Raw genomic sequence first — 24,975 nt, forward strand, 5'->3', positions numbered from 1 at the left:
GGCGTGCCCGGTGGACGTGAGTGATCTGTTGACCGAAACCTACGACCGGCTGCCCGACCTCGTCCGCGCGGCGGTGGACGGCCTCAGCCCGGAGCATCTGCGCCACCAACCGGCACCGGGCCACAACTCGATCGGCTGGCTGGTCTGGCACCTCACCCGGGTGCAGGACCATCACGTCGCCGAGCTGCTCGACGCCGAGCAGATCTGGGTGAGTGGCGACTGGGCCGGGCGGTTCGGCCTCACCGCCGACCCCGACGACACCGGCTACGGGCATTCGCCCGCGCAGGTCGCGGCGGTACGGCCGGAGAGCGCGCAGGCGTTGATCGACTACTACGGGGCGGTCGCGTCGCGTACCGGAGAGTTCCTGGCCGGTCTGCGCCCGGCGGACCTGGACCGCGTCGTCGACGAGGCGTGGGACCCGCCGGTCACCCTCGGCGTCCGGCTGGTCAGCGTCGCCGAGGACGACCTGCAACACGTGGGTCAGGCCGCCTACCTGCGCGGACTGATCGAGAACGGCTGACCGCCGGCTCACGGCACGATCACGGCCCGGCCCTCCAGCGTGCCGTCGCGCATCCGCTGGTACGCGTCGAGCGCGTCCTCCAGCGTGAACCGGGTGGTCGTCGGCCGGATCAGACCACGGGCGCCCAGGTCGAGCACCTCGACCAGTTCCGGGCGACTACCCCAGTAGGTGGTCGCGATGCTCACCTCGTAGGGCACGGAGAAGAACGACACCCCCACGGTGCCGCCGCCGAGACCCACGATGGTCAGGTCGCCCACCGTGCGGGCCGTCGCCACGCCCAGGGCGAGGGTGGCGTCGTTACCGACGAAGTCCAGCACCACGTCGGCGCCCCGACCGCCGGTGGCCTGCCGGATCTCCTCGGCGGCGCTCGGACCGGACATGATCGCTCGGTCGGCGCCGCACTCCTCGGCCAGCCGTAACGCCTCGGCGCGGTTGTCCACGGCGAGGACGCGAGCGGCGGTGGTGGCCTTGAGGATCTGCACGCCCACGTGCCCCAACCCACCGACTCCGATCACCACGGCGGTGCTGCCGGGCGGCAGTTTCGGCCAGGAGCGGCGGATCGCGTGGTACGGGGTGAGCCCGGCGTCGGTCAACGGTGCGGCGTCGGCCGGATCCAGCCCCTCCGGTAGGGGTACGACGTGTCGCGCGTCCGGGACCAGCTCGAACTCGGCCATGCCCCCGTCCAGTCCGAGCCCGCCGCCACCGCTCGGCACCGGCGCGCCGGCCGGGTTCTCGCAGTACGTGTCGACACCGACCCGGCACCGGGCGCAGGTGCCGCAGCCCCACGCGCCGAACACGGCCACCGGCTGCCCGACGGACAGTCCGCTCACCCCGTCGCCGAGAGCGTGCACCCAGCCGGCGTTCTCGTGGCCGAGGGTGAACGGTGGGTTCCAGGGCATGGTGCCCGGCTCGAACTCGTCCATCAGGTGCAGGTCGGAATGGCAGGCGCCGGCACCACCGATCCGGACCAGAACCTGACCCGGCCCGGGCGTCGGGTCGGGGACCTCGACCAAATCCGGCGTCGACCTCCACTCCGGCAACCGCAGCGCGCGCATCCGGTGCTCCCTCACTCGACGGAACCGTTTGGCTGCCCTCTTCGCCGCCACCCAAACGAGCGGGCATCGGCGCGTCGGCCGCTCACCCGTTCCGGGTGAGGCGGCCTCACCCGGGCGGGGGTGATCCTGCGGAGAACCGTGGGGAGGGGACCTGATGGGCGCGACGGCAGAGCAGTACCTGCGACAGTTGGACGCCGGTCGGCGCCCCGACCTGCCGGAGACCATAGCGGGCACGCTGCGGCTGGACGTCCGCGGCGACGGCTTCACCGACCACTGGTACCTGACCATCGCCGACCAGCACGTGCGGGTGACCCGCTCGGCTGACGACGCCGACCTGGTGGTCCGCGCGGACCGCTGGGTGTTCGACCGCATGGTCAACGGTGAGTTGCATCCCGGCGCCGCGATGCTGCGCAACGAGCTGACGATGCGGGGCGAGATGCGCCTGCTGCTGGTGCTGCGGCGAATCTTCGCCGGGCCGGCCGACGCCCGCCACCCTCGGGAGCTGGGCCGGGCCGCCCTGGCGGGTCGGGCCGCGCCGGCCGCTCGGGGGGGTCGGTCGTGAAGCAGGAACTGCTGCACGTCATCGCCGGCAACGTGTTCGCCATCAGCGACGCCCAGGGCGACATCGAGGCCGACGCGCGGACACCCGTCGGTCTCTTCGCGTACGACACCCGCTTCCTGTCGCACTGGGTGCTCACCATCGACGGCGAACGGATCAACGCGTTGTCCCGTGACGACATGACGTATTTCGAGACCCGGTTCTTCCTGGTCCCCGGTGCGGCGAGCCACTACGTCGACGCCGACGTGTCGATCATCCGGCACCGCTCGATCCACGACTGTGCCCACGAGAACATCACCGTGCTCAACCACTCGCCGGAGACGGCCGAGTTCACCGTGCGGTTGGAGATGGGCAGCGACTTCACCGACATCGCGGAGATCGGTCATCTCCGGCGGCGGGTCGTCGAGGTCACCCCCGACTCGGCCAAGCGCCAGCTCGTGCTGCGCTACCAGCGGCAACGGTTCGTCCGCCAGACCACAGTGCAGAGCACCGCTCCGGTCGAGGTGGACGAGCAGGGGATGACGTTCCGGATCCGGGTGGCCCCGGAAGGCAAGTGGGAGACCGACCTGCACATCGCCATGAACATGGGCGGCGAAGGCGGCCAGGACGTACGCGCCTCCCTGGAGTCGCACCAGCGGGCCGTGCGGGGCGGGATGCGTGAGGACCTGGCGGACTGGATGGACCGGGCTCCGACGCTGGTCGCCGAACGCGACGGTCTGGAGGAGATGTACCGAGGTGCCCTGGCCGACCTGGCGGCACTGCGGTACAAGCCGTGGTCCTTGCGCGAACGGGTGCCGATCGCCGGTCTGCCGTGGACGATGTGGTTGTGCGGACGGCACAGCATCATCACCTGCCTGCAGACGATGGCGTTCACCCCCGAGCTGGCTCCCGCGACACTGCGGATGCTGGCGTTCCTCCAGGGTGCTCGACTCGACGACGACCTGGACGAGGAGCCGGGCAAGATCCTGGCCCACCTGCGCTACGGCGAGTCCGGCGCGTTCGGCGACCGGGCGAACGCGTTGTACTACGGCGCGGCGGACACCACCCCGCTCTTCGTGATCCTGCTCGACGAGTACGAGCGCTGGTCCGGTGACGCGGACCTGGTGCACGAACTGCGCCAACCGGCCCGCATGGCGTTGGACTGGATCGACGAGTACGGCGACCTGACCGGGGACGGCTACGTGCGCTACCAGACGCGCAACGACCGCAGCGGCGCGATCAACCAGTGTTGGAAGGACACGCCGGACGCGATCACGGACGCGCACGGCCAGGAACCCGCCTTCCCCCGCGCCACCTGCGAGTTGCAGGGCTACGCGTACGACGCGAAGAGGCGTGGCGCCCGGCTGGCGCGGGAGTTCTGGGGCGACCCCGCGTACGCCGACCGGCTGGAGCGGGAGGCCGCGGCGCTCAAGGAACGCTTCAACCGGGACTTCTGGCTGCCGCACCAGGAGTACTACGCGTTGGCCCTCGACCCGTACGGCGAGCCGGTCGACGCGTTGTCGTCCAACATGGGGCACCTGCTGTGGAGCGGGATCGTCGCGGACGACCGCGCCGGTTTCGTCGCCGAGCACCTGGTCGGGTCGCGGTTGTTCAGCGGTTGGGGGGTGCGGACCTTCGCCACCGGGCAGCGGCCGTACAACCCGATGGGGTCACACCTGGGCGCGGTGTGGCCGGCGGACAACGCCCTGATCGCCGCCGGGCTGCGCCGCTACCGGTTCGACGCCCACGCGGCCACGATCGCGGGCGGCGTCTTCGACCTGGCACAGACCCTCGGTGGCGCGGTGCCGGAGATGATCGCCGGCCACGATCGGTCCCTGACCAAGTATCCCGTCCAGGTGCCGGCGGCCGGTCGCCCGCAGGCATGGTCGTCGGGGGCGTTGCTGATGCTGCTGGGCACCATGCTGGGGCTGCGACCCACCGGCGACAACCTGCTGGTCAACCCGGCCGTGCCGGAGGGATTCGGTCGGTTGGAGCTGCTCGACATCCCGGGCCGCTGGCATCGCTCCGACGCGTACGCCAGGGACCGGACCACAGCACACCGCCACCGCCTGCCTTGAGTGGCCGAGAGACGTCTGTCAGCCCATGGTCCGGGCGCCGTCGATCGACTCCCGCAGGATGTCGGCGTGCCCCGCGTGCTGGGACGTCTCGGCGATCAGGTGCAGCAACACCCGCCGAACCGTCCAGCTCGCGCCCGGCTCGAACCAGGGCGCCTGCGGCAACGGGTGCGCCGCGTCCAGGTCGAGGGTCGTGAGCAACTCGTCGGTGTGGTCGGCCACCTCCTGGAAGCGCTCGACCAGCCCGGCCAGGGTCTCGCCCGGCGCCATCTGGAACTGACCGACCCAGTCGATCTCGGCGCGCTCCATCGCCTCCGCGCCGCCCACGGCGAAGAGCATCCAGCGGTGCTCGACGTTGGTCACGTGCTTGACGAGGCCACCGAGGCAGAGCCCGCTGACGGTGGGACGGGCCGCCGCCTGCTCGTCGGTGAGCCCGTTGACCGTGTGCAGGAGGAAACCCCGGTGCTTGCGCAGTGTCTCTAGCAGGTCGGCCCGCTCACCGGTGAGCTGCTCGATGCCGGTCATGGCGCCACCCCTCGTCGCTGTCCGTTCGAACCTGGGTGTCACCGTAGGACGGGGCACCGACACTTTCCGGCCCCGACACCGCCAGCGGTTGCCGATCCACGCCCGTGGTTGTCCACTGAATGACATGGGTGTCATCAAGGTGGGCACGTCGTCCTGGGCGGACCAGTCGTTGCTGCGCTCCGGCTGGTACCCGCGATCGGCCAACACGCCGGCCCGCCGGCTGGGCTTCTACGCGGGCCGGTTCCCACTGGTCGAGGTGGACACGTCCTACTACGCGGTCCCGGTCCCCGAGACCACCCACGGCTGGGTCGACGCCACTCCGGACGACTTCACGTTCGACGTCAAGGCCTTCAGCCTCTTCACCGGTCACCCGACGCCGGTCGCCGCGCTGCCGAGGGACCTACGCCCGACCGCCGGCCCGAGCCGGATCCGCCGACGCGACCTGCCGCCGCAGGCGTACGACGAGCTGTGGGCCCGCTTCCGCGCGGCCCTCGACCCGATCGCGGCGGCCGGCAAGCTGGGCGCGGTGATGGTGCAGTTTCCGCCGTGGCTGGTGCGTAGCGCCGCAGCCGAGCGCCGCATCGTGGAGCTGGCGCAGCGCTGCCGGCCGTGGCGGGTCGGCGTGGAGCTGCGGCACGGGTCCTGGTTCGACGGCGCGGCGGCAGCGGACACCCTGGATCTGTTGCGCGACCACGACCTGTCCCTGGTCTGCGTGGACATGCCGCAGGGGCACCCCTCGTCGGTGCCCCCGATCCTGACCACGACGGCGCAGCCGGCGATCGTCCGGTTCCATGGCCACAGTGCGGCGTGGGGCGGCGGTGACAAGCAGGAGAAGTTCCGGTACGCGTACGCCGAGGACGAACTCCGGCACTGGGCCGGGCTGCTGGCCGAGGTGGCCGCCGACGCCGACGACCTGCACGTGCTGTTCAACAACTGCTGCGCCGGGCAGGCCCAACGCAATGCCACCCGGCTGGCGCAACTGCTCCACGAGACGATGATCGACGGCCGGGCGCCGGCCACGTCGGCCACCGGCTGACGGCTCCTAGGAGCGCCGGCCCCGGGCGCGCAACGCGTCCTGCGTCGACTCGCCGATGTCGGCGTCGTCGGGGAAGGTCCGTCCGCTGGGCGCGGGATCCGGTGGGGCGCCCGGTCCGGCCATCGGGGCACGGGTGGGTTCCACCGAGCCGAAACCGTGCCGTCCGGCCGGGTCGTGGCGGCCCGTCGGGGCGCCCGCGCGCCGCTCCCCGCGCCGTCCCTCGGGCACCGCGGTCTCCTCGCTGCCCTCGTCCATCGGCGAGTCCTCGTCCGTGCCCCAGGGCGCGTCGGCGTCGAAGCCGTCGCCGGTGCCCCACGGATTCACCGCCTCCGGCTCCAGCCGGTCGTCGTCGCCCCTGCGTCCCTCGTGCGCCGCCATGGCCACCCCGCTCGTCGGTCCGCCGGAACCGGCGGACGATGTGCCGTCCCCGCGCGTCCGCCGGTAGCGGCGGACCGAACGGGACGATGTGCCGTCCTGCGCGTCCGCGTCGCCGCGGGCCACCGTCGTCACGCCGACGCGCCCGCGGAGGGCCGGAGAGCGCCCCGCCGTCGAGGTGGCGGCGGGACGCCCACCGGTCCGACGTTCAGCGTCCGGCCATCGCCATCGGCCGCTTGCCGTTGCTCATCCCGGCCATCTTGATCATCGTCTTCGAGGCGCCCCTCATCCCACCGGCCCGGCCGAGCATCCCCCGGAACACCTGCCCCGGTTTCTGCTGCTCACCCATGTACGCGGTGACCACCACCAGGGTCCCGGTCAGCGCCGGGATGGCCCACTGGAGCAGCTTCATCTGCCGCTGCGAGGAGGCCACGCTGGCCGGCGTCTGGTGGTTCGGCTCGGTGGCGCCGCTCACCGACGGGCCGCCTGCCTTCTCCAGCCGCATGCCGACCAGTCGGCTGTAGCCGGTCACCGCCAGCGCGCCGATCGTCAACGCGGTCTTGATGGCGCTGGCCCGGCCGACGCCGGACTGTGCCGCCACCCGTGGGCTCTCCGTCACCAGTTCGCCGACCGCGCCGGCCAGGTGGGCGCCGATCGCCGCCGCGTTGACCGGGGTCCACTTGGACCATCCCGCCGACGCGACCGGGAGTCGCTGAGTCGAGTCGCTGATCTTCGCCGCTGCGCCGTTGACGCCGAAGGCACCCATGAGGGAGCCGCCGAACCAGGCCGCCAGACCCAGATCGTGCATCGAACGCAGTGCGGTGTGCCGTTCGGACATGTGATCCCCTTCCGCCGTGTCGGGCGGTGCGGCTTACCCGCCGCTCGGGCGGCTAACCCCGCCCCGCACGGGCCGATCCGCTGCCGTACCGGCAGGTGGGGGACGTTGCGGGCGTCGGTGGGTCGCGTCGCCCCCGGCAGGAGTCCTTCGCGCGATGGCGGGTACCTCCGCAAGCGACGCCGACGAGAGGGGAACGCGATGTCGCAGCCGGACGAGAGCCGGGAGAAGACCCCCAAAACAGACGCCGTGCTCATGCACCCCGACAACGACCCGCACCGGAACACGGCTGAGGTCGCGCCGCGCAGGGACCACGCCGCGATCCAGGTGGAACGCGACGACGAGCTGGTGCCGCTGGACCAGGACGAGTGAGCGCCCGGCCGGATCGGCCGGTACGTCTCAGCGGGGCGGCAGGTCGTCGACGAACTCGGCGATCCGCCGCGCCAGCCGCGTGCTCGCCCGGACCCAGGTGAAGTGGTCCAGTGGGGCACCGGCCTGCTCCTGGGTGTAGCGCTCCCGGGTCACCGGGGCGCCGGTGAGCTTCGCGCAGAGATGGTCCATCGTCTCGTGCGGGGTGAACTGGTCGGCGTCCACGCTGACGGCGAGCACCGGGGTTCGCACCGCGCGTACCGCCGCTTCGGTGTCCGCGCCGTCGAGGCGCGGGAAACGGCCGGTCCGCGCGGTGTGGGCCCAGTCGCGGATGACGCCGCGCGCCTGCCGGCCGCCGAAGCCCCAGCCCGGCCAGACCCGCAGCAGCGCCGCGGTGGCGGCGATCCCCTGGGTGTACGGCAGCACGCCGAGGCCCCGCCGACCCGGGTAGCTTCGCCAGTACGGGATGCCGACAGCGATCAGCGCCAGCCCGTCCACCTCGTCTTCGCCGCGCAGGGCGAGATGCAGCAGCGCGGCCTGCCCGCCGAGGGAGTGCCCGAGCAGGAGCCGGCGGCGTCCGTCGAGTCGGGGCTTGAGCGCCGCCAGGACGGCGCCGATGTCGCCGGCCAGCTCCGAGTAGCCGTACCGGTCGGCCCGGCTCGGCGCGGGGGTGCTCGTGCCGGTGCCACGGAGGTCGGCCACGACGACGGCCAGGCCGGCGGCGCGTAGTTCGGCGGCGAAGGGCCGGTAGTAGCGGGCGCGGACCCCCATGGCGGGCCAGATCACCACCACCGGGGCGTCCGTCGTGCCGGGCGGCTCCGGATAGACGTGCACACCCAACCGGCCACCGTCGACATCGACGAACTCCTGCGCGTACTCCGGCTCCCCGTTCATCGGCTCAGCTTACGACCCGACGTTACCGGCGGGTAGCCGCAGCCGGTGGGACGCGCCGGAGGGCCCCGCCCGGCGGCGGAGCCCTCCGGCTGACGAGCCGGTTCAGGAGACGGAGATCGTCCCGTTGCCGGCGCGTACGCAGGCCACCGACCGGGCGCTGGTGGTGGCAGCGCCGCTCAGGCACGCACCGAGCACCTGGTGCCCGGTGGCGTTCGGGTGCCACGACTCCTGGCAGGTCTGGAAGTAGCTCACGCAGGTGTTGGCGATCCGCTGGATGGCGATCTTGTCCTTGCCGGCGAGGCTGGTGACGAAGGTGCCGGTCGCGCCGTCCTGAAGCCGGATCGGGGTCGCCAGCGCGCCCGACGGGCTGCTCGTCTGCTCACACAGCCGGGCGCCGTTGAAGGCCTGCTGCACGTTCAGGTACACCAGGTCGTCGGCCGGGAACTCGGCGGCCAGAGTGTCCCGGGTGGACTTCACGATGGTGCCCAGGCCCTGCGAGAAGCGGTGACCGGGGGCGAGGCTGGCCCGGTGGATCGGGCAGCCGCCCGCGTACCGCTCGGCACCCAGGTCACGGAACTTGTCCCGGGTGTCGTCGCGGCCGTCCTCCTCGTGGAACTGCGGGTTCAGGTCCAGCGGCAGCGGGTTCGTGTAGTCCTGGAACACCACCCGGTGCTGCCCGTCCGCGTCCACCTGGTCCAGGGTGGTCAGGATCTGGCGTACCGCCGCGGTGGTCTCCGCGGTCGCGGCGCTGAGCTGCGCGGCGGTGGCCAGGTCGGCGTCGCTGCACGGCTTCTGCTCGACCGGGCCGCCCAGGTAGGCCCAGAACTCCCACCAGCCGGTCCACGCGTCGGCGATGAAGCGGTTGGCGCACTTCTCCGCGACGCTGCCGAAGGTGAACGAGCTGTTGTTGGAGCCGAGGCCGATCAGCACCAGGTCGATGTCCTGGGTCTGCGCGACGGCGCGGAGCTGGTCGAGCTGCGCCGCCACGGTGCGACCGTTGGTGCGCGCCTGCGACGCGTTGGCGATGTCGTGTGGCTGGCCGCCGGAGCAGGCCAGGTTGAACCGGTTCTGGATGCCCGGCAGGTTGGCCTGGTGGAGCGAGGCGTTCGCCGAGCGGTGGCAGAAGAACGCGTTGTTGTTCGCCGCCGTCCAGCCGGGGAAGCCCTGCGTGACCCCGTTGGCGTCGACCACCGGGGTGTACGCCCCGGCGCCCTCGCCGCTGATGAAGCTGTCCCCGAGGGCCACCGCGGCGGTGGGCAGCGCGGCGGACGCGGGTGCGGGCAGCGCGACGGCTGTCGACAGCGCTGCCATGGCGATCGTCAGTCCCGCGGCGAGCGCGGTACGCCGGAACCTGGGCATGGGGCCCCCATCCATCGAAAGATGAAAGATTCTCTGAGAGCGAGATCACATCACCCCCGTGCAACGGGCGTCAATGGCCCGTAACAGATTCGTTCGATGAAGGACACGCACGCGAACGCGGGCCCGCCTCACCGAGACGGACCCGTGTCAGCCGGGTGGAAAACGCCGGGCTAGCCGCCGGCCGGGCCGCCGCGGCGCTTCAGCACCATCGCTCCGGCGACGTTCAGACCGACACCCCAGAGCAGCAGTACGCACAACCACTGCGCCCACCGCAGCAGGCTCATGTCCCCGGAGAGCAGGTTGCGCACGCTGCCGAACGGGGTCAGCCACGGCTGCGCGGCCTCCACGCCGCCCAGCAGCGCGAACAGGCCCAACGGCAGGACGATCGTGGCGAGGAACGCGACCACAGTCGACCGCAGCAGCAGACCCAGCCCGGTGCCGACCAGACCGGCGACGATCTGCACCAGCACGCTGCCCACCGCCACCGTCCCGGCGTGCCGCCACGGCTCGTCGGCGACGGCGGCCGGAGTGAGGGCCAGCGTCGCGGCGCAGATCAGCACTCCGGCGACGGCGACGACGACGGCCGGCAACCCCACCGCGAGCACACTGGGCAGGACCCGGACCGGGCCGGGCTGGGCCGGCGACCCCGCTCGGCGGCCGAGGTCGGCCCGCGCCCCGCGCAGGTCGCAGACGAGCAGGATGCCGAAGAGCGGCGTCACGACCGACATCAGGCTCTGCACCGTCTCCGACAGTGCGGCGAACGTCCGGTCGGCGGGAGCCGCCGCCGCGACCAGCGCCACGGCGGCCAGCAGCCCCGCCAGCACGGTGCCGACGAGCAGCAGCCGCCGGGCGCGCGTGCCGAGGGAACGCCGCAGAGCCGCACGTGTCGTCTCGTCCACCCCGACCGCCTCCTGACTCGTGCACTCGATCGGCCGCGATCGTCGTGAGCGTACCGGCGACTGTCTCTCTGCGTGGTCCCGTGATCACCCGGAGGCTGTTTCCTGGCTCACGTCCGCGCGCCGACGCGCGGCGGGTCGCGCGGGGCCTCCGACACTTGTCCTAGCCTCGGGCTAGGCTCGCTGCGGCGCGCCACGCCGGCTGATGTCGCCGGTGACCGGCTGCACACCGCCGAGACCGGGGAGTACGACCAGTTGACCGCAGAGCCTGACACCCTGTACGGGGCCGATGACCTCACCCACCTCGAGGGGCTGGACGCCGTCCGCAAGCGGCCCGGCATGTACATCGGTTCCACCGACAGCCGTGGCGTGGGTCACCTCGTCAACGAGATCCTCGACAACTCCACCGACGAGGGTGTCGCCGGTCACGCCAGCACGGTCGAGGTGATCCTGCACGCCGACGGCTCGGTGCAGGTCGACGACGACGGTCGGGGCATCCCCACCGACGTGCACGCCAAGTCCGGCATCTCCGGCGTCGAGCTGGTGCTCACCCGCTTGCACGCCGGCGGCAAGTTCGGCGGCTCCGGCTACAAGACCTCCGGCGGCCTGCACGGCGTGGGCGCCTCGGCGGTCAACGCGCTGTCGCGCCGGTTCGACGTGACCGTCCGGCGCGCCGGCAAGATCCACGCGATGTCCTTCCGGCACGGCGTGCCAGGGGTCTTCGACGGCGACGGGCCGGACGCGCCCTTCACCGCCGGCCCCGGCCTCCAGGTCGTCGGCGCGGTGAAGCGCGGGCAGCGCACCGGCACGTCGATCCGCTGGTGGCACGACGCCCGCTACTTCGAGACCGGCGCCGCGCTCGACGTCGACGCGGTCCGGATGAAGCTGCGCAACACCGCGTTCCTGGTGCCCGGCGTGACGTACGTGCTGCGCGACCTGACCGGCGAGACGCCCGCCGAGGAGCGGTTCCACTACCCCAACGGGCTCAGCGACATGGTGGAGTTCCTCGCCCCGGCCGGCGACCGGCCGGTCTCCGGCACCCTGCTGGTCAACGGCGAGGGCACCTACCGGGAGAACGCCGCCGACGCCAACGGCGTCATGCAGTCCAACGTGCAGCGCCGCGCCGAGGTCGAGGTGGCGTTCCGCTGGGGCACCGGCTACGAGCGCACCGTCGAGTGCTTCACCAACACCATCCGCAACGCGCACGGCGGCACCCACCGCAAGGGCTTCGAGCGAGCCCTCGTCCGCTCCCTCGCCGACGCGGTCCGCAACACCCGCGGCCTGCTCAAGGCCAAGGAGGAGCCGCCCACCCTGGACGACGTCCTGGAGGGGATGACCGCCGTGGTGCACGTGCGGATCCCGGAGCCGCAGTTCACCTCGCAGACCAAGGACGAGCTGTCCACCACCGGCATCACCAAGGTCATCCAGAGTCTGGTCGACGCGCACGTCAAGGCGTGGCTGGAGGATCGGCGCACCAAGGCCGAGGCGCGCACCGTCCTGCAGAAGATCGTCGACGCGGCCCGGGTCCGGCTCACCCAGAAGCAACAGAAGGACGCCGCCCGGCGCAAGACCGCCCTGGAGGGCGCGTCCATGCCGCCGAAGCTCGTCGACTGTCGCGCGACGGGCATCGACCGCAGCGAGTTGTTCATCGTGGAGGGTGACAGCGCCCTCGGGACGAGCCGCATGGCGCGCTCGTCGGAATACCAGGCGCTGCTGCCCATCCGGGGCAAGATCCTCAACGTGCAGAAGGCCAACCTCCAGCAGGTGTTGGACAATGCCGAGTGCGCGGCCATCGTCCAGGTCCTCGGGGCGGGCTCGGGGCGCACGTTCGACCTCTCCGCGCTCCGCTACGGCCGCGTGCTGATCATGGCCGACGCCGATGTGGACGGCGCCCACATCCGTACGCTGCTGATCACGCTCTTCGCCCGCTACATGCGCCCGTTGATCGAGGCCGGTCGGCTCTACGCCGCGATGCCGCCCCTGCACAAGATCACCACCAAGGGGCGCAACCCGCAGACCGTCTACACCTACACCCAGGTCGAGATGGAGACGACGGTCCGCAAGCTGGAGAAGGCCGGCAAGCAGATCGTCACGCCCATCCCACGGTTCAAGGGTCTCGGTGAGATGGACGCCGACGAGTTGTGGGACACCACGATGAACCCGGCCACCCGCGCCGTCCGCCGGATCACCCTCGACGACGTCGACGCCGCCGAGCGGATCCTCGAACTGCTGATGGGCGAGAAGGTCGAGCCGCGCCGCAACTGGCTGATCGACTCCGCCGACCGGGTCGACCGGGAAGCGATCGACGCATGATCACCTGTTGTGTTCTAGGGGAGAGCTGAGTCATGGCACGCCGCAAGGAAAACAAGGTCGACCTCTCGTCGTTCGACCAGGCCGGCGCGCGGGTCTTCGACAATCCGCTGGTCACCGAGGTCTCCGACTCCTACCTGGAGTACGCGTTCTCGGTCATCCACTCCCGCGCCCTGCCCGACGCCCGCGACGGCCTCAAGCCCGTGCACCGGCGCATCCTCTGGTCGATGTACGAGCAGGGCTACCGCCCCGACCGAGGGCACGTGAAGTCTGCCCGAATTGTCGGGGACTGCTTCGTCGCCGGCACGCTGGTCTCCACGCCCGACGGCCTGCGGCCGATCGAGGAGATCGAGGTCGGAGACCTCGTGCTGGACGGCCGGGGCGAGTCGGTTCCGGTCACCACCGTCTATCGGAACCCGACCTCTGACCTCGTTCGCGTCACCTGGAGCAACGGGCACACGATGCTCGTCACCCCGGGCCAGCGCTTCCGGGTGGTCGCGGATGACCTCTCGGTGCAGTGGGTCGAGGCTCGCAACCTTGCGGGATGCCTGACGCTGGCCTACGGCAGCCGCCGCAATGAGGTGTCGCCGCCCGCTGGCGACGTCTACGACTACGTGCGCGGGCTGCTGGTAGCCGAGGGCTTCCCGGTCGATCGGAACCGCGCGGCGGACGGCCGGGTTCGGATCCACATGTGTGACATCGAACCGCTCGACGTCGCTCACGGCTGGGCCATCGCCAGTGGGGTGAATGTCTCCCGCGGAAAGCGTGAGGCTACCAATCCCCGTCATCGTGATCAGCACATCCTGACGTTCAGCCGGCATGAAGGGCTGTCGGAGGCTACAGAGCCGCTCAGCCGCAACAAGCACGTACCGCGCGACATCGCCGGTCGCCGGTCGGCGTGGGCGCCATTCCTCGCTGGCTTCTTCGACGGTGACGGCTACGTCCGCAAGCGGTTCCGAGAGGTGGTCTTGGTCAGTACCAGCCAACTACTGGTCCGGCAGATCTACGCCATTCTCGCCGACCTGGGGTTGCACGGGCACTACTGGACCAGCGGTCTTCGTTCTGAGGGAAACCCACTTCACGGACTCTCCATATCCGGGCGAGACGCTGCAGTTCTCGCTCGGATGCTGCTGCCGTGGGTGCGAATCGGCTACAAGCACGATGACCTGCAAAGAGTTGCGGACGTCGACTACCAATACAGCGGCAAGCAAGGCAATGACCGGTTGCCGTACGGCCCGGTGGTGGCGGAATTCACCGCAGCGCATCAGGGCGGTGGATGGTTCCGGGATCAGGCCGGACAGGCGTTTCGTGCTTCGCTCTCCGCAAGCGGTGGCCCGAAGGTGCGATATGGCAAGGACCGGAATGGGGTTCCGCTCGCGGAGCGGTCGTTCCAGTTGGAGCGGGCAGTTCGGGACGGCTGGATCCAGAAACTCCACCGGCTTGGTTCACCGCTCGCCGCTCGGCTGGACGCGCTGGTTGGTCATTCGTTCCTGCGGGTCTCATCGGTCGAAGCAGTGCCGCCGGACGTTACATATGACATCCAGGTGGGCAGTGACGACCATGCCTTCGTCGCCGAGGGCTACGTCGTTCACAACTGCATGGGTAAGTACCATCCGCACGGCGACACGGCGATCTACGACGCCATGGTCCGCCTCGCGCAGGACTTCTCGCTCAACGTGCCCCTCATCGACGGGCACGGCAACTTCGGATCTCCGGACGACGGCCCGGCGGCCAGCCGTTACACGGAAGCCCGGATGTCCCGCGAGGCCATGCTGCTCGTCGGTGAGCTGGGCGAGGACACCGTCGACGTCGAGCCCAACTACGACGGCTCGTTGACCCAGCCGACAGTGCTGCCGGCGGCCTTCCCCAACCTGCTGGTCAACGGTGCGTCCGGGATCGCGGTCGGGATGGCCACCAACATGATCCCGCACAACCTCGCCGAGGTCGTCCAGGCCGCCCGCTGGCTGATCAACCACCCGGACGCCACCCTGGACAAGCTCATGGAGTTCGTCCCCGGCCCCGACCTGCCCACCGGTGGCGTGCTGCTCGGCCTGGACGAGGTCCGCCGGGCGTACGAGACCGGGCGCGGCGTGGTGCGGATGCGCGGCAAGGTGGAGATCGGCCCGATCGAGGGCAGCCGGGGTCGCCAGGCGATCACCGTGGTCGAGCTGCCCTACGGCGTCGGCGCGGAGAAGGTCATCGCGGCGATCACCAACGAGGTCACGAAGACCAAGCGGCTGACCGGCATCGCCGACGTCAAGGACCTCACCGACCGGGAGAGCGGCACCCGCCTCGTGGTGGAGTGCAAGGTCGGCGTCAACCCGCAGGCGCTGCTCGCCGACCTCTACCGGCTGACCCCGTTGGAGCAGTCGTTCGGCGTCAACAACCTGGTCCTGGTCGACGGGCAGCCGCGCACCCTCGGGTTGAAGGCGCTGCTGGAGGTCTTCCTGGCCCACCGGTACGAGGTGGTCACCCGGCGCACGACGTACCGGCGGCGTAAGCGGCAGGAGCGGCTGCACCTGGTCGACGGTCTGCTGATCGCGCTGCTGGACATCGACGAGGTGGTCCGGCTGATCCGGGGCAGCGACGACGCGCAGGCCGCGAAGGACGGGCTGATGAGCCGGTTCGGTCTCTCCGACATCCAGGCCACCTACATCCTGGACACTCCGCTGCGCCGGCTGACGAAGTTCGACCGGATCGAGTTGGAGACCGAGCAGGAGCGGCTGCGCGCCGAGATCGCCGAGCTGAGCAGGATCCTCGACGACGAGCGGGTGCTGCGGAAGGTGGTCTCCGACGAGCTGGCGGCGGTGGTCAAGCAGTTCGGCACCGAACGGCGTACGACGCTCGTCGACGGCGACCTGAAGGAGGTGCTGGCCGCGTCCGCACCGGCCGGCCCGCTGGAGGTCGCCGACGACCCGTGCCAGGTCATCCTGTCCGCGACCGGGCTGGTCGCCCGGACCGCGGCGGAGTCGGAGGAGAGCGCCGAGGGGCGTCGACGCAACGGCCGGGTCAAGCACGACACGGTACGCGCGATCGTGCACTCCACCGCCCGTGGTCGGGTTCTGCTGCTGACCAGCGCGGGTCGGGCCTTCAAGGTCGACGTCCTGCCGCTGCCGGTGTTGCCGGAGCAGGCGGGCACCGTGTCGCTGCGCGGCGGCATGTCCGCGGCCGAGTTGGTGCCGTTGGAGGCGGGGGAGACCGTCGTCGGCCTGGCCCCGCTGGGCGGGCAGGCGGAGGGCTCACCCGGGCTGGCCCTGGGCACCCGGCTGGGCGTGGTGAAGATCTGCGCGCCGGAGTGGCCGGTACGCTCCGACGAGTTCGAGGTCATCGGTCTTCGCGACGGCGACGAGGTGATCGGGGCGACCTGGCTGACCGACGGCGACGAGACGCTGACGTTCGTCACCTCGGATGCGGCACTGCTGCGCTTCTCGGCCGGGCTGGTCCGTCCGCAGGGCCTCAAGGGCGGCGGGATGGCCGGCATCAACCTGCCGACCGGGGCGCGGGTGGTGTTCTTCGGGGCGGTGCGTACCGACGACCCGGGCCATGGCGAGCCGATGGTCGTCACCTCCACCGGGGCGACGGTCAAGGTGACACCGTTCAAGGCGTACCCGGCCAAGGGGCGGGCGACCGGTGGGGTGCGCGCGCACCGCTTCCTCAAGGGTGAGACGGACGTGGCGGTCGCCTGGGTCGGCCCGCGCCCGGTCGGTGCCACCGGCACGGGCGAGCCGGTGGAGCTGCCGGCGGCGGACCCTCGCCGCGACGGCTCCGGCTTCGCCGTGATGCTCGGCCCGACGGTGGTGGGTCACCTGATCGAGCGCGACTGACCCCACCCCGCACGCCCCAACGTGCCCCCACCCCGCGCAGCCTCAAGATCCGCGCAACTTCGGTGTAGTTGCTGCCTCCGACGTGCGGCAGGCAGCACTTTCCCTGACGTTGCGCGGATCTTGACGTTTGGACCCACGGGCATGCGAGAGGTCTGCGCGTTAAGATGAGGGCTCTGTTGTCGATGATGGCCCGGGTGCGCCGCCAAGCACCTCTCACATGAACTCTCTTCTGTCCGGCGGAGTCGCCGACACGGCGTGAGCGCCGCCATCCGGGTCCGGCCGCCGCGCGAGGTGCGTGCCGCCCGCCGACCCCGTCGACATCGCTGCTGGGGGCACCTGATCGCCGCCCCGCTGTGGCCGCTGCATGGTGCGAATCTGGGCACCCTCCTGCGTACCTGCGACGCGGTCGGCGCCTGCCTGGCCGTGCCGCCGTTCCGGTGGGTGGACGAGGCCCTGGCCCGCGGCAACACCCTGCGCCGGCCGGGCTGCGTCCACCGGGTCGGTAGTCCGCTGCGGTGGTTGGCCGCCGAACGGGCCGGTGGCGCCCGGATCCTCGGGGTGGAGTTGGCCGACGAGGCGGTCCGGCTCGGTGACCTGCCCGCCGCCCGGGGGCGCACCGTGGTGCTGCTCGGGCACGAGTCGAGCGGCATCCCACCCGAGGCCCTCGACCAGTTGGACGCGGCCGTGGAGATTCCGATGATCGGGCATGGCCAGAGCCTGAACGTCGCCGTCGCCGGCTCGCTGGTCCTCTACAAACTCGCCGGCATGCTCTGAGGGCGCGTGTCGAACGAGAGGGCACTCAGGCGACGTTGTGGGGGCGGAACTGGACGCTGACCCGAGGGCCGACCGGGCGGGTGGTCTTCGGGATGGCGTGTTCCCAGGTGCGTTGGCACGAGCCGCCCATGACGATCAGGTCACCGTGGCCCACCGGGAAGCGGAGGCTGTCACCGCCGCCGCGCGGGCGGAGCAGCAGGGGCCGGGGCGAGCCGAAGGAGACGATCGCGACGACGGTGTCGGTGTGCGCCGAGCGGCCGATGGTGTCGCCGTGCCACGCCACGCTGTCGCGCCCGGAGCGGTAGAGGCACATGCCGGCGGTGACGAATGGCTCCCCCAACTCGGGCGCGTAGTGCCTGGTCAGCGCCGTTCGTGCGGCGGTGAGCACGGGGTGGGGGAGTTGCCGGTCGGTGTCGTACCAGCAGAGCAGGCGGGGAACGTCGACCTCGTTGTCGAACATGGTGCGGCGTTCGGCCCGCCAGGGCACCTCGGTCAGCAGGGTGTCGAGGACCGTGTCGGAGCCGTGCACCCAGCCGGGGAGGTGGTCGACCCAGGCGCCCCGGCTGAGCTGGTGTCGGCGGAGCCCGCCGGGCAGCGGGCCCACTGTCGGCCCGGCGTCGGTCAGGTCGAGCATCGACGGCTGATAGGCGGCCTGCGTCATGCGGCCACCCTAGCAGCACTTTCGTACACCCGTGCTAGTCGGACGGTCGCGGCGGTCCGCTCCCCGACGGGATGATCGACTCCACCTCGGCGAGGTGGTGCCATCCCGCTGCCCGGACACCCCCACATCGCCGACCTGGCGTCGATCACGGCGTGGAGGCGGCGGGAGCGGGTGGGCGGACGGCGTCGATCACGGCGTGGAGGCGGCGGGTGGGCGGACGGCTTCGAACACCGCGTCCACGACCCGTGCCCGGCCCCGCCCGTCGATCGTCGACCAGCCCCGCGCGGCGAGGGTCGCGCGCCGCTGCGGTGAGCTGAGCAGCCCGTGCAGGGTCCGCGCCGCCGTCGCGCGGGTGGCCCGTCCGGCGACTCCGGTGGCGGTCAGCTCCGGCAGCTCCCCGAGACCGGCGGCGAGGCCGTGGCGCACCACGCGGGCGTACGACTCGCGTTGGTTGTCGACCACGCAGACCAGCGCGGCGGGTGCGCCGAGGCAGCACAGTTCCCAGGTGGACGTGCCGGCGGCGCTGACCACCAGGTCGGCCTCGGTGATCAGGGCCGGGAGCGAGGTGGTGGGCGGAACCGGTCGGATGACCTGCCCACGGCCGGGGGCGACGTCCTCCACCTCCGCCTCGATCTCCGGTCGGCCCACGATGACCGTCAGGTCCATCGGATGACCGGTGGATACCAGGATCCGGGTCAGCAACGGGGCCGCGCCGACGGCGTCCGTCCCGCCGAAGAAGGCCAGCACCCGGGGGCGGCTGACCGCCGTGGGCGGCGGAGGGACCGGTGGTCGGGCGGCGATCACGGAGTCACGGAGCAGGGCGTAGTCGTTGCCGGCGAGCAGGCGTCCGGGCAGCTCCGGTAGTCGCGCGCCGAAGTTCTGGTCGAGGTAGAGGTCGGCGACCTGTCCTCGGCTGTCCCCGTCGATCACGGCGAGGGTGAACACTCCGGCGTCGCGCAGGGTGCCTGCCCCGGCCGGGTCCAGTTCGTAGGAGTCGAGGACCATCACGTCCAGCTCGTGTCGGCGAGCTGCCTCGACCAGCCCGTCCGGCGTGTCCGGGCCCGGGTGCCGGGGGATACCCCGCGCGGCCAGCTCGGCGGTGGCCCAGTCGAGCCGTTCGACGGTGCCGAACACGGTCACGTGGGCGCCTCGGGCGAGGAATTCCTCGGCGAGCGCCAGGCAGCGGACGAGGTGGCCGACGCCTCGTCGTGGCCCCGCGTCGCACCGTAACCCGACCCGCAAGGTGCTCAGGACTCCTCCAACCGCTTCTGCCGTACGTCGGCGTTGAGCGCGCGCAGGTGGGGCTGCCCGTCGAGCCAGTCGGTGAGCTTGGCCAGCGGCACGCTGACGTCGCCGAAGTGGTCGGTGATCGCGCTGACCAGCGCCCAGTCCTGCTCGGTGTCGAGGGTCAGCCGTAGCGCGGAGCGGTCCGGGGTGAGCGTCACGCCGAGGACCCGGAACAGCTCCGGATGGGTGTACGCGTACGAGGTCACGTGCACCCGGTGGTGGTCGGTGGCGAGCCGACCGACGGTACGCAACGTCTCCGCTCGGACGATCTCGACGTCCAGCCCGCGGGGCAGGGTGCGGGCGATCGACGTGCTGGCGTAGTCCAGCCCGGGGACCGCCCGGTACACCGACGCGACCAGGGTGATGATCTCCGGGTCGAGCAGCGGGCAGTCGGCGGTGAACCGCATGACCGCGTCGCCGGGGTGCGCGGCGAGCGCACCCAGGAACCGGTCCAGCACGTCGTCGACCGGACCCCGGTGGTACGCCACGCCCAGCCGGTCGCACTCGGCCACCACGGCGTCGTCGATCGGGTCGGTGCTGGTCGCGACCACCAGGTCGGCCAGGACCCCGCTGTCGGAGGCGGCGCGGACCACCCGACCGAGCACGGAACGCCCGGCGAGCGGGCGGAGCACCTTGCCGGGCAGTCGGGACGACCCCATTCGCGCCTGCACGATGCCGATGATCCGGGGCGCCGCGTCGACCCGGTCCGGCGCAGCCGTCCCGCTCACTGCTGCTCCTCCTGCTTCGGAGCGAGCACCGCGGTGGCCCGCCGCTTGGCGGCACGGGCGCCGCGTTTGGCCAGCCGGGCCGGGGTGATGGCGAGTCGGCCGACCCGGTAGCTGATCGAGCCGCTGAGCAGGCCGATCGTCGTCTCGGCGCGGCGTAGCGCCCGCTCCCGCGAGGTGAGCAGTTCCTCGGTCCACGCGGTCAGTGCGGCCAGTCGGGTGATCTCCTCGCGCTGGCGCAGCCACGCCTCGCGGAGCTGCTGGTAGCTGCGCGACCCGATCGGCGGGTCGGTCGGTGCGACGCTCTGCAACTCGGTGGCGAGGTCGACGGTGCCGTCGGGGTCCAACCCGTGCAGGGCGGCGGCGATGGCGGCCTCGGTCTGCACCGCCTCGCTGACCGTCGCGCGGTCGAGGTCGTGACCGGCGAGGCCGCCGAGCACCACGGTCAGACCCGCGACGTCGAGGGTGGACGACCACGGGTGGGCGTACCCGCCGGTGAGCAGACCCGCCGCGAACCGCCACAGCCCGCGGGCCAGCACCACGTCGGCCGGCAACGCGCCGGTGGCCCGCCAGCTCGGGTCGAGCACCGCGTACCGGTCGCCGTCGACCACCACGTTGTCGGTGCCGGCCAGCGCCGCCGCCCCGGCGATCCGGCCGTCGCCGTCGGCCTGGGCGGCGAGCCAGCCCGCGTACCCGTGCAGGAGCGTGCGGAGGGTCGCCAGGTCGCGGCGCAGCGCCGCGTCGAGCAGCAGGGTACGCAGCAGCCGGCCGGACGGCACCGGCCCGGACAGCGCGTCCGCGTCCCGGTACGCGGCCTCGCGGCTGGCGAACGGCGCGGCGGGCGGCGTCTGCCTGCCGGTGGTCGGGGTGAGCCCCCACCGCCGACCCGACGGGCCGTGCAGCACCTCCGACACGCCGATGCCGGGACGCCCGGTCTGGATCAGCGCCACCGGCAGGTCCTGGTCGGCGGCGGGCGGGCGTTCCCCGCCGTCGGCGGGCCGGTGGGCGAGCACCAGCCAGCCCGGCGCGAGGTCGGCGGCGCGTCCGGCGTGCAGCGCGTCCACCGCCAGCCGGGCCGGGTCCTGGAGCACGGTGTCCCTCGTGGAACCGCCCGCGCACGCCCCGTGCAGCACGGCGTCGAAGAGGCCGGAGCCGGTGTCCCGGTCGAGGTGGTCGGCGTCGAGCAGGGCGGTCGGGCTGCCGGCATCGGGGTACGCGGCCCAGCACGCGTCCGGCCGCAGTCCCGCCTCGGTGAGCCGTTCGCGGAGCTGGGCGCGGTTGGCCGGGTGGCCGCGGTCCAGCACTCCGCCGATCACCCAGGCGGAGTCGTCCCGGGCGGCGTACCAGGGGGTGGTGGAGACGAGTCGGTGCAGACCGAGCGGGTTGTCCAGGCGCAGGAGCAGCGCGCCGCCGGGTCGTACGGCGGCGACGAGTCTCGCCAGCACGGCGTCCCAGCCGAGCCGGGTGCCCTCCACCGACTCCACCGGGTCCAGACCGGCGGCGGCGATCACCACGTCGTACGTCTCGTCGGCGGGCAGCCCGCTCGGGCCACCCACCACCACGTGGGCGGCCCGGTTCGCGAGCGCGACCGCGTCCGGGTGGCTGCGCAGCAGGCAGGTCACCTCGGCGTGACCGAGCTGGTCGAGCAGGGCCGGGTCGTGCGGCCCGGCCACCAGGACCCGGGCGCCGGGAGGCACGAGCCGGGTGGCGAGCGCGGCGAGGGGCCCACCGTCGGCCAACCGCTTGTGCGGCAGGTCGGACCAGGCCAGCATCTCGCCGCCCGGCAGGGTGATGCGGCCGGCGGGTGCCGTCTCAGTCGTCACGGTCGTCCTCTTCCTCCTGGAGGTTCGCCCAACCGAGCAGCTCGCGCAGCTCGGCCGGCGTGCAGCGGTGGTCGGTGCCCAGTTCGGCGCGGGCGATCCGGACCGCGGTGGGCAGGTCGACAGCGGTGCCGTGCAGTTCCGGCCACTGGCGGCGGATGCGGGCGGTGCCGCCGAAGGTCGGGTCCTCGTTGGACAGGATCATCGGGTCGCCGTAGACCGCCGGTTCGCAACCCGCCGCGATGCCGTAGAAGATCGCGCTGGTCAGCCGGTTGGAGGCCACCCGCCGATGCCGACGCAGCTCGGTCAGTTGCCGGTCCAGGAACTCCGGGTCGGTGTCCTTCCACCAGTGCCCCCGGTAGCCGTGGCAGATCACCCGGAACCCGGCCCGCTCGTAGAGGCGGCGGACGCCGCGCATCCGGTACTCGTGCCAGTAGAGGCAGACCGTGACCGGGCCCGGTTCGGTGGCCTGGATGAGGGCGATCAGCGCGCGGTGGTCGCCCTTCACGTGCTGACCCTCCCAGCCGTGGAACGGGTACCAGATGGTGCCCTCCCGCTCCTGCGCCGGTGGGTCCTCCGGGCGCATGGCCAGCAGGTAGGTGAACGGCGCCCCGATGACGACCACGTTGCGCCGACCCACCGACCAGGCTCGCCGACGGGTCTGCTCCGACCAGAGCAGGCTGGGGGTGCGCTCGGCGTACGGGTGGCCGGGGGCCAGACCGTCGCCGATGTTCCAGCCGTGCTGCACGTACCCGTTGATCCGCGGCGGGTGCCGGTCGCCGAGGCCGGCGTAGCGGGCCAGCACGTGGGCGTGGCCGTAGAAGTGGTTGGCGTGGTGCATCAGGTTCCCATCAGGCGGCGGTACGCACCGAGCCGGCCCGCAGGGCCGAGGTCAGCGCGTCGATGACGCGATCCTGGTCGGTGTCGCTGAGCCCCGGGTAGAGCGGCAACGACAGCTGCTGCGAGTAGAACGACTCGGCCACCGGGCAGGACCCGCGCCGGTAGCCGAGGTCGGCGAAGACCGGGTGCCAGTGCACCGGGACGTAGTTGACCTGGACGCCGATGCCGGCGGCGCGCATCCGGTCGTACACCTCGCGGCGACGCCCGTCGAGCACTTGGATCGGGTAGAGGTGCCAGACCGGGTCGGCCCACGACTTGCGGTGCGGCGTCAGCACACCGTCCAGCTCGGCCAGTGCCTCGTCGTAGCGGGCGACCAGGGCGTCCCGGCGCGCCTTGAACTCGCCGAGGCGGCGTAGTTGGGTGCGGCCCAGCGCGCAGAGCACGTCGGGCAGGCGGTAGTTCAACCCGAACTCGGGCACCTCGTAGTACCAGCCGCCCTCGTCGGGGTGGCGGAGCTCGTGACTGTCGCGTACCACGCCGACGCCGCGGAAACGGCGGGCCCGCTTCAGGACCTCCGGGTCGAGAGCCGCGACGGCGCCGCCCTCGGCGGTGGTCAGGTTCTTGGTGGGGAAGAACGAGAACGTGGTCAGGTCGGCGAGGGAGCCGACCGGTCGGCCGTGGTACGTGCCGCCGATCGAGTGCGCCGCGTCGCCGAGCAGCAGCGCGTCGGAGCCCAGCATGGACGTCCGCAACGCGTCGTAGTCGGCCGGGTGGCCGGCGTAGTCGACGGCGGCGACGACCCGGGTACGCGAGGTGACCGCGTCGGCTGCCGCGGCCGGGTCGAGGCAGAAGGTCTCGTCCTCCACGTCGGCGAACACGATCGTCGCGCCGAGGGCGGCGGCGCTGCTGGCCGTCGCCACGAACGTCATCGGCGAGACGACCACCTCGTCACCCGGCCCCACCCCGGCGGCCGCGTACGCGACGTGCAGCGCCGCCGTGCCGTTGGAGACGGTGGTGACGCCCACGCCGCCGGTCCACCGGGCGAGGTCGGCCTCGAAGGCGTCCACCTGCGGTCCGGTGGTGAGCCAGTCGCCGCGCAGCACGTCGGCGACGGCGGCGATGTCCTCCTCGGTGACCGACTGTCGGCCGTACGGGAGCATCCCCGTCATGCGGTGATGCCGAGCATGTCGCGCAGTTGCTCGACGGTGAGCCACTCGTCGTTGGTGTCCGACTGGTAGGCGAAGCCGTCCGGAACCGGGTCGCAGTCGACCGGCGGCTGGTAACCCCAGGTGGCGATGGTCGGCTGGACGATGAACCGGCCGTCGGCGCGCAGCGTCCGCCGGCTGTCGTCGGGAGCGATCATCTCCTCGTGCAGCTTCTCGCCCGGACGGATGCCGACCTCGTGGGTGGTGGCGTCCGGTGCCACGGCCTCGACCAGGTCGAGGATGCGCATGCTCGGGATGCGCGGCACGAACAGCTCGCCGCCCTGCATCTGGTCGAACGAGTCCATGACGAACTGGACGGCCTGGTCCAGCGTGATCCAGAAGCGGGTCATCCGCTTGTCGGTGATCGGCAGACTCTTGCCCTCGGCGGCGAGCCGGCGGAACAGCGGGACGACCGAGCCGCGGCTGCCCACCACGTTGCCGTAGCGCACCACGGCGAACCGGGTGGGGTGCTGGGCGGCGTAGTGGTTGGCCGAGACGAACAGCTTGTCGCCGACCAGCTTCGTCGCGCCGTACAGGTTGATCGGGCTGGACGCCTTGTCGGTGGAGAGCGCGATGACCTTGCGGACACCGGCCTCGATCGCCGCGTCGACGACGTGCTGCGAGCCGGTGATGTTGGTGGCGATGTACTCGGAGGGGTTGTACTCCGCGGTGTCCACCTGCTTCAGGGCGGCGGCGTGCACCACGTGGTCGACGCCGTGCATGGCCCGGGTGAGGCGGTGCCGGTCGCGGATGTCGCCGATGAACCAGCGCAGCCGCGGGTCGTCGCCCAGTTGCTGACGCAGCTCGTACTGCTTGAGTTCGTCGCGGGAGAACACCACCACGCGGGCGGGGTCGGCCTCGGTGAGGATGTGCTGGAGGAAGGTCCTGCCGAAGGAACCCGTTCCCCCGGTGATCAGAATGGACGATCCATTCAACTCACTCAATTTGGTGCTCCCGTGTTCGTGGATGAACGAGCGGCCCTCGGCCGGCCGACCGGGGTGCGACGCTAACGACGGCGGGTTAACTCCTCGGCGCTCGCCGGTTAACCGCGA

Annotated in this window: 22 protein-coding genes and 2 pseudogenes; 10 read left to right on the forward strand and 14 right to left on the reverse strand. The window is 71.9% G+C overall.

Translation table 11 applies throughout. From position 1 onward, the window contains the following. Positions 1–10: 10 nt before the first annotated feature. Positions 11–520 (forward strand): DUF664 domain-containing protein, encoded by a 510-nt coding sequence (locus O7616_RS14775; RefSeq protein WP_282307317.1) that lies wholly within the window; start codon positions 11–13, stop codon positions 518–520. Positions 521–528: 8 nt separating this feature from the next. Here O7616_RS14775 and O7616_RS14780 read toward each other — a convergent pair whose 3' ends face one another. Continuing rightward, positions 529–1,575, reverse strand: coding sequence for an NAD(P)-dependent alcohol dehydrogenase (locus tag O7616_RS14780; RefSeq protein WP_282307318.1), 1,047 nt, complete (start codon positions 1,573–1,575; stop codon positions 529–531). 154 nt (positions 1,576–1,729) lie between these two features. On the opposite strand from O7616_RS14780, the gene O7616_RS14785 reads away from it, so the two are divergent. Further along, complete coding sequence (locus O7616_RS14785; RefSeq protein ID WP_282307319.1) at positions 1,730–2,137, forward strand: SCP2 sterol-binding domain-containing protein; 408 nt, start codon at positions 1,730–1,732, stop codon at positions 2,135–2,137. Beyond that, a complete protein-coding gene (locus tag O7616_RS14790) occupies positions 2,134–4,191 on the forward strand; it encodes a glycogen debranching N-terminal domain-containing protein (RefSeq protein ID WP_282307320.1) in 2,058 nt (685 codons plus the stop codon). Before O7616_RS14785 ends, O7616_RS14790 begins: the two co-directional genes overlap by 4 nt. An 18-nt stretch (positions 4,192–4,209) precedes the next feature. On the opposite strand, the gene O7616_RS14795 is transcribed toward O7616_RS14790, so the two are convergent. Continuing rightward, positions 4,210–4,713: a DinB family protein gene (locus O7616_RS14795; protein WP_282307321.1), complete on the reverse strand. Its 504-nt coding sequence runs from the start codon at positions 4,711–4,713 to the stop codon at positions 4,210–4,212. Positions 4,714–4,837: 124 nt separating this feature from the next. On the opposite strand from O7616_RS14795, the gene O7616_RS14800 reads away from it, so the two are divergent. Further along, positions 4,838–5,749, forward strand: a complete 912-nt coding sequence (locus O7616_RS14800; protein ID WP_282307323.1) for a DUF72 domain-containing protein — start codon at positions 4,838–4,840, stop codon at positions 5,747–5,749. A gap of 6 nt (positions 5,750–5,755) precedes the next feature. Here O7616_RS14800 and O7616_RS14805 read toward each other — a convergent pair whose 3' ends face one another. Together O7616_RS14805 and O7616_RS14810 are read right to left on the reverse strand one after the other, a co-directional pair. Beyond that, positions 5,756–6,259 carry a hypothetical protein gene (locus tag O7616_RS14805; protein ID WP_282307324.1) on the reverse strand — a complete coding sequence of 168 codons (504 nt, stop codon included), beginning with the start codon at positions 6,257–6,259 and terminating at the stop codon, positions 5,756–5,758. Between the two features lie 73 nt (positions 6,260–6,332). Continuing rightward, positions 6,333–6,962 carry a hypothetical protein gene (locus tag O7616_RS14810; RefSeq protein ID WP_269680126.1) on the reverse strand — a complete coding sequence of 210 codons (630 nt, stop codon included), beginning with the start codon at positions 6,960–6,962 and terminating at the stop codon, positions 6,333–6,335. Between the two features lie 198 nt (positions 6,963–7,160). On the opposite strand from O7616_RS14810, the gene O7616_RS14815 reads away from it, so the two are divergent. Further along, positions 7,161–7,331: a hypothetical protein gene (locus O7616_RS14815; protein WP_282261224.1), complete on the forward strand. Its 171-nt coding sequence runs from the start codon at positions 7,161–7,163 to the stop codon at positions 7,329–7,331. Positions 7,332–7,358: 27 nt separating this feature from the next. Here the strand turns inward: O7616_RS14815 and O7616_RS14820 are convergent, their stop codons facing one another. The 3 genes from O7616_RS14820 to O7616_RS14830 form a co-directional block, all read right to left on the reverse strand. Continuing rightward, on the reverse strand, positions 7,359–8,222 hold the full coding sequence (locus O7616_RS14820; RefSeq protein WP_282307325.1) for an alpha/beta fold hydrolase: 864 nt from the start codon (positions 8,220–8,222) through the stop codon (positions 7,359–7,361). A 102-nt stretch (positions 8,223–8,324) separates the two neighbouring features. Further along, positions 8,325–9,581: a hypothetical protein gene (locus tag O7616_RS14825; protein WP_282261222.1), complete on the reverse strand. Its 1,257-nt coding sequence runs from the start codon at positions 9,579–9,581 to the stop codon at positions 8,325–8,327. A 170-nt stretch (positions 9,582–9,751) separates the two neighbouring features. After that, complete coding sequence (locus O7616_RS14830) at positions 9,752–10,480, reverse strand: hypothetical protein (protein WP_282307326.1); 729 nt, start codon at positions 10,478–10,480, stop codon at positions 9,752–9,754. A gap of 252 nt (positions 10,481–10,732) precedes the next feature. Here O7616_RS14830 and O7616_RS14835 point away from each other — a divergent pair, with 252 nt between their 5' ends. From O7616_RS14835 to O7616_RS14845, 5 genes and pseudogenes are all read left to right on the forward strand, one after another. Continuing rightward, the gene (locus O7616_RS14835) at positions 10,733–12,790 is read left to right on the forward strand and encodes a DNA topoisomerase IV subunit B (protein ID WP_282261220.1); all 2,058 of its coding nucleotides are present in this window, start codon (positions 10,733–10,735) and stop codon (positions 12,788–12,790) included. A gap of 32 nt (positions 12,791–12,822) precedes the next feature. Beyond that, positions 12,823–13,077: pseudogene (locus tag O7616_RS31160) on the forward strand (DNA gyrase subunit A); the annotation flags it as partial. Then, positions 13,051–13,881 (forward strand): annotated as a pseudogene (locus tag O7616_RS31165) (LAGLIDADG family homing endonuclease); the annotation flags it as partial. The pseudogenes O7616_RS31160 and O7616_RS31165, both read left to right, overlap by 27 nt. Positions 13,882–13,911: 30 nt before the next feature. Further along, positions 13,912–16,611 carry a DNA topoisomerase (ATP-hydrolyzing) gene (locus tag O7616_RS14840; protein ID WP_348773881.1) on the forward strand — a complete coding sequence of 900 codons (2,700 nt, stop codon included), beginning with the start codon at positions 13,912–13,914 and terminating at the stop codon, positions 16,609–16,611. A 255-nt stretch (positions 16,612–16,866) separates the two neighbouring features. Next, positions 16,867–17,385: a TrmH family RNA methyltransferase gene (locus O7616_RS14845; RefSeq protein ID WP_282261218.1), complete on the forward strand. Its 519-nt coding sequence runs from the start codon at positions 16,867–16,869 to the stop codon at positions 17,383–17,385. 25 nt (positions 17,386–17,410) lie between these two features. Here the strand turns inward: O7616_RS14845 and O7616_RS14850 are convergent, their stop codons facing one another. The 7 genes from O7616_RS14850 to pseB form a co-directional block, all read right to left on the reverse strand. Further along, the gene (locus O7616_RS14850) at positions 17,411–18,046 is read right to left on the reverse strand and encodes an alpha-ketoglutarate-dependent dioxygenase AlkB (RefSeq protein ID WP_282307328.1); all 636 of its coding nucleotides are present in this window, start codon (positions 18,044–18,046) and stop codon (positions 17,411–17,413) included. A gap of 189 nt (positions 18,047–18,235) precedes the next feature. Then, positions 18,236–19,297 carry a spore coat protein gene (locus O7616_RS14855; RefSeq protein WP_282307634.1) on the reverse strand — a complete coding sequence of 354 codons (1,062 nt, stop codon included), beginning with the start codon at positions 19,295–19,297 and terminating at the stop codon, positions 18,236–18,238. Then, a complete protein-coding gene (locus O7616_RS14860; protein ID WP_282307329.1) occupies positions 19,294–20,061 on the reverse strand; it encodes a glycosyltransferase family protein in 768 nt (255 codons plus the stop codon). The genes O7616_RS14855 and O7616_RS14860 overlap by 4 nt, the downstream gene beginning before the upstream one ends. After that, complete coding sequence (locus O7616_RS14865; RefSeq protein WP_282307330.1) at positions 20,058–21,881, reverse strand: class I SAM-dependent methyltransferase; 1,824 nt, start codon at positions 21,879–21,881, stop codon at positions 20,058–20,060. Before O7616_RS14865 ends, O7616_RS14860 begins: the two co-directional genes overlap by 4 nt. Beyond that, complete coding sequence (locus tag O7616_RS14870) at positions 21,871–22,719, reverse strand: hypothetical protein (protein WP_282261214.1); 849 nt, start codon at positions 22,717–22,719, stop codon at positions 21,871–21,873. Before O7616_RS14870 ends, O7616_RS14865 begins: the two co-directional genes overlap by 11 nt. Before the next feature lie 10 nt (positions 22,720–22,729). Next, positions 22,730–23,887 carry an aminotransferase class I/II-fold pyridoxal phosphate-dependent enzyme gene (locus tag O7616_RS14875; protein WP_282307331.1) on the reverse strand — a complete coding sequence of 386 codons (1,158 nt, stop codon included), beginning with the start codon at positions 23,885–23,887 and terminating at the stop codon, positions 22,730–22,732. Beyond that, positions 23,884–24,867: a UDP-N-acetylglucosamine 4,6-dehydratase (inverting) gene (gene pseB, locus O7616_RS14880; RefSeq protein ID WP_145784310.1), complete on the reverse strand. Its 984-nt coding sequence runs from the start codon at positions 24,865–24,867 to the stop codon at positions 23,884–23,886. The genes O7616_RS14875 and pseB overlap by 4 nt, the downstream gene beginning before the upstream one ends. Positions 24,868–24,975: the final 108 nt, after the last annotated feature.

The organism is Micromonospora sp. WMMD964 (assembly GCF_029581455.1).
GTDB lineage: Bacteria > Actinomycetota > Actinomycetes > Mycobacteriales > Micromonosporaceae > Micromonospora.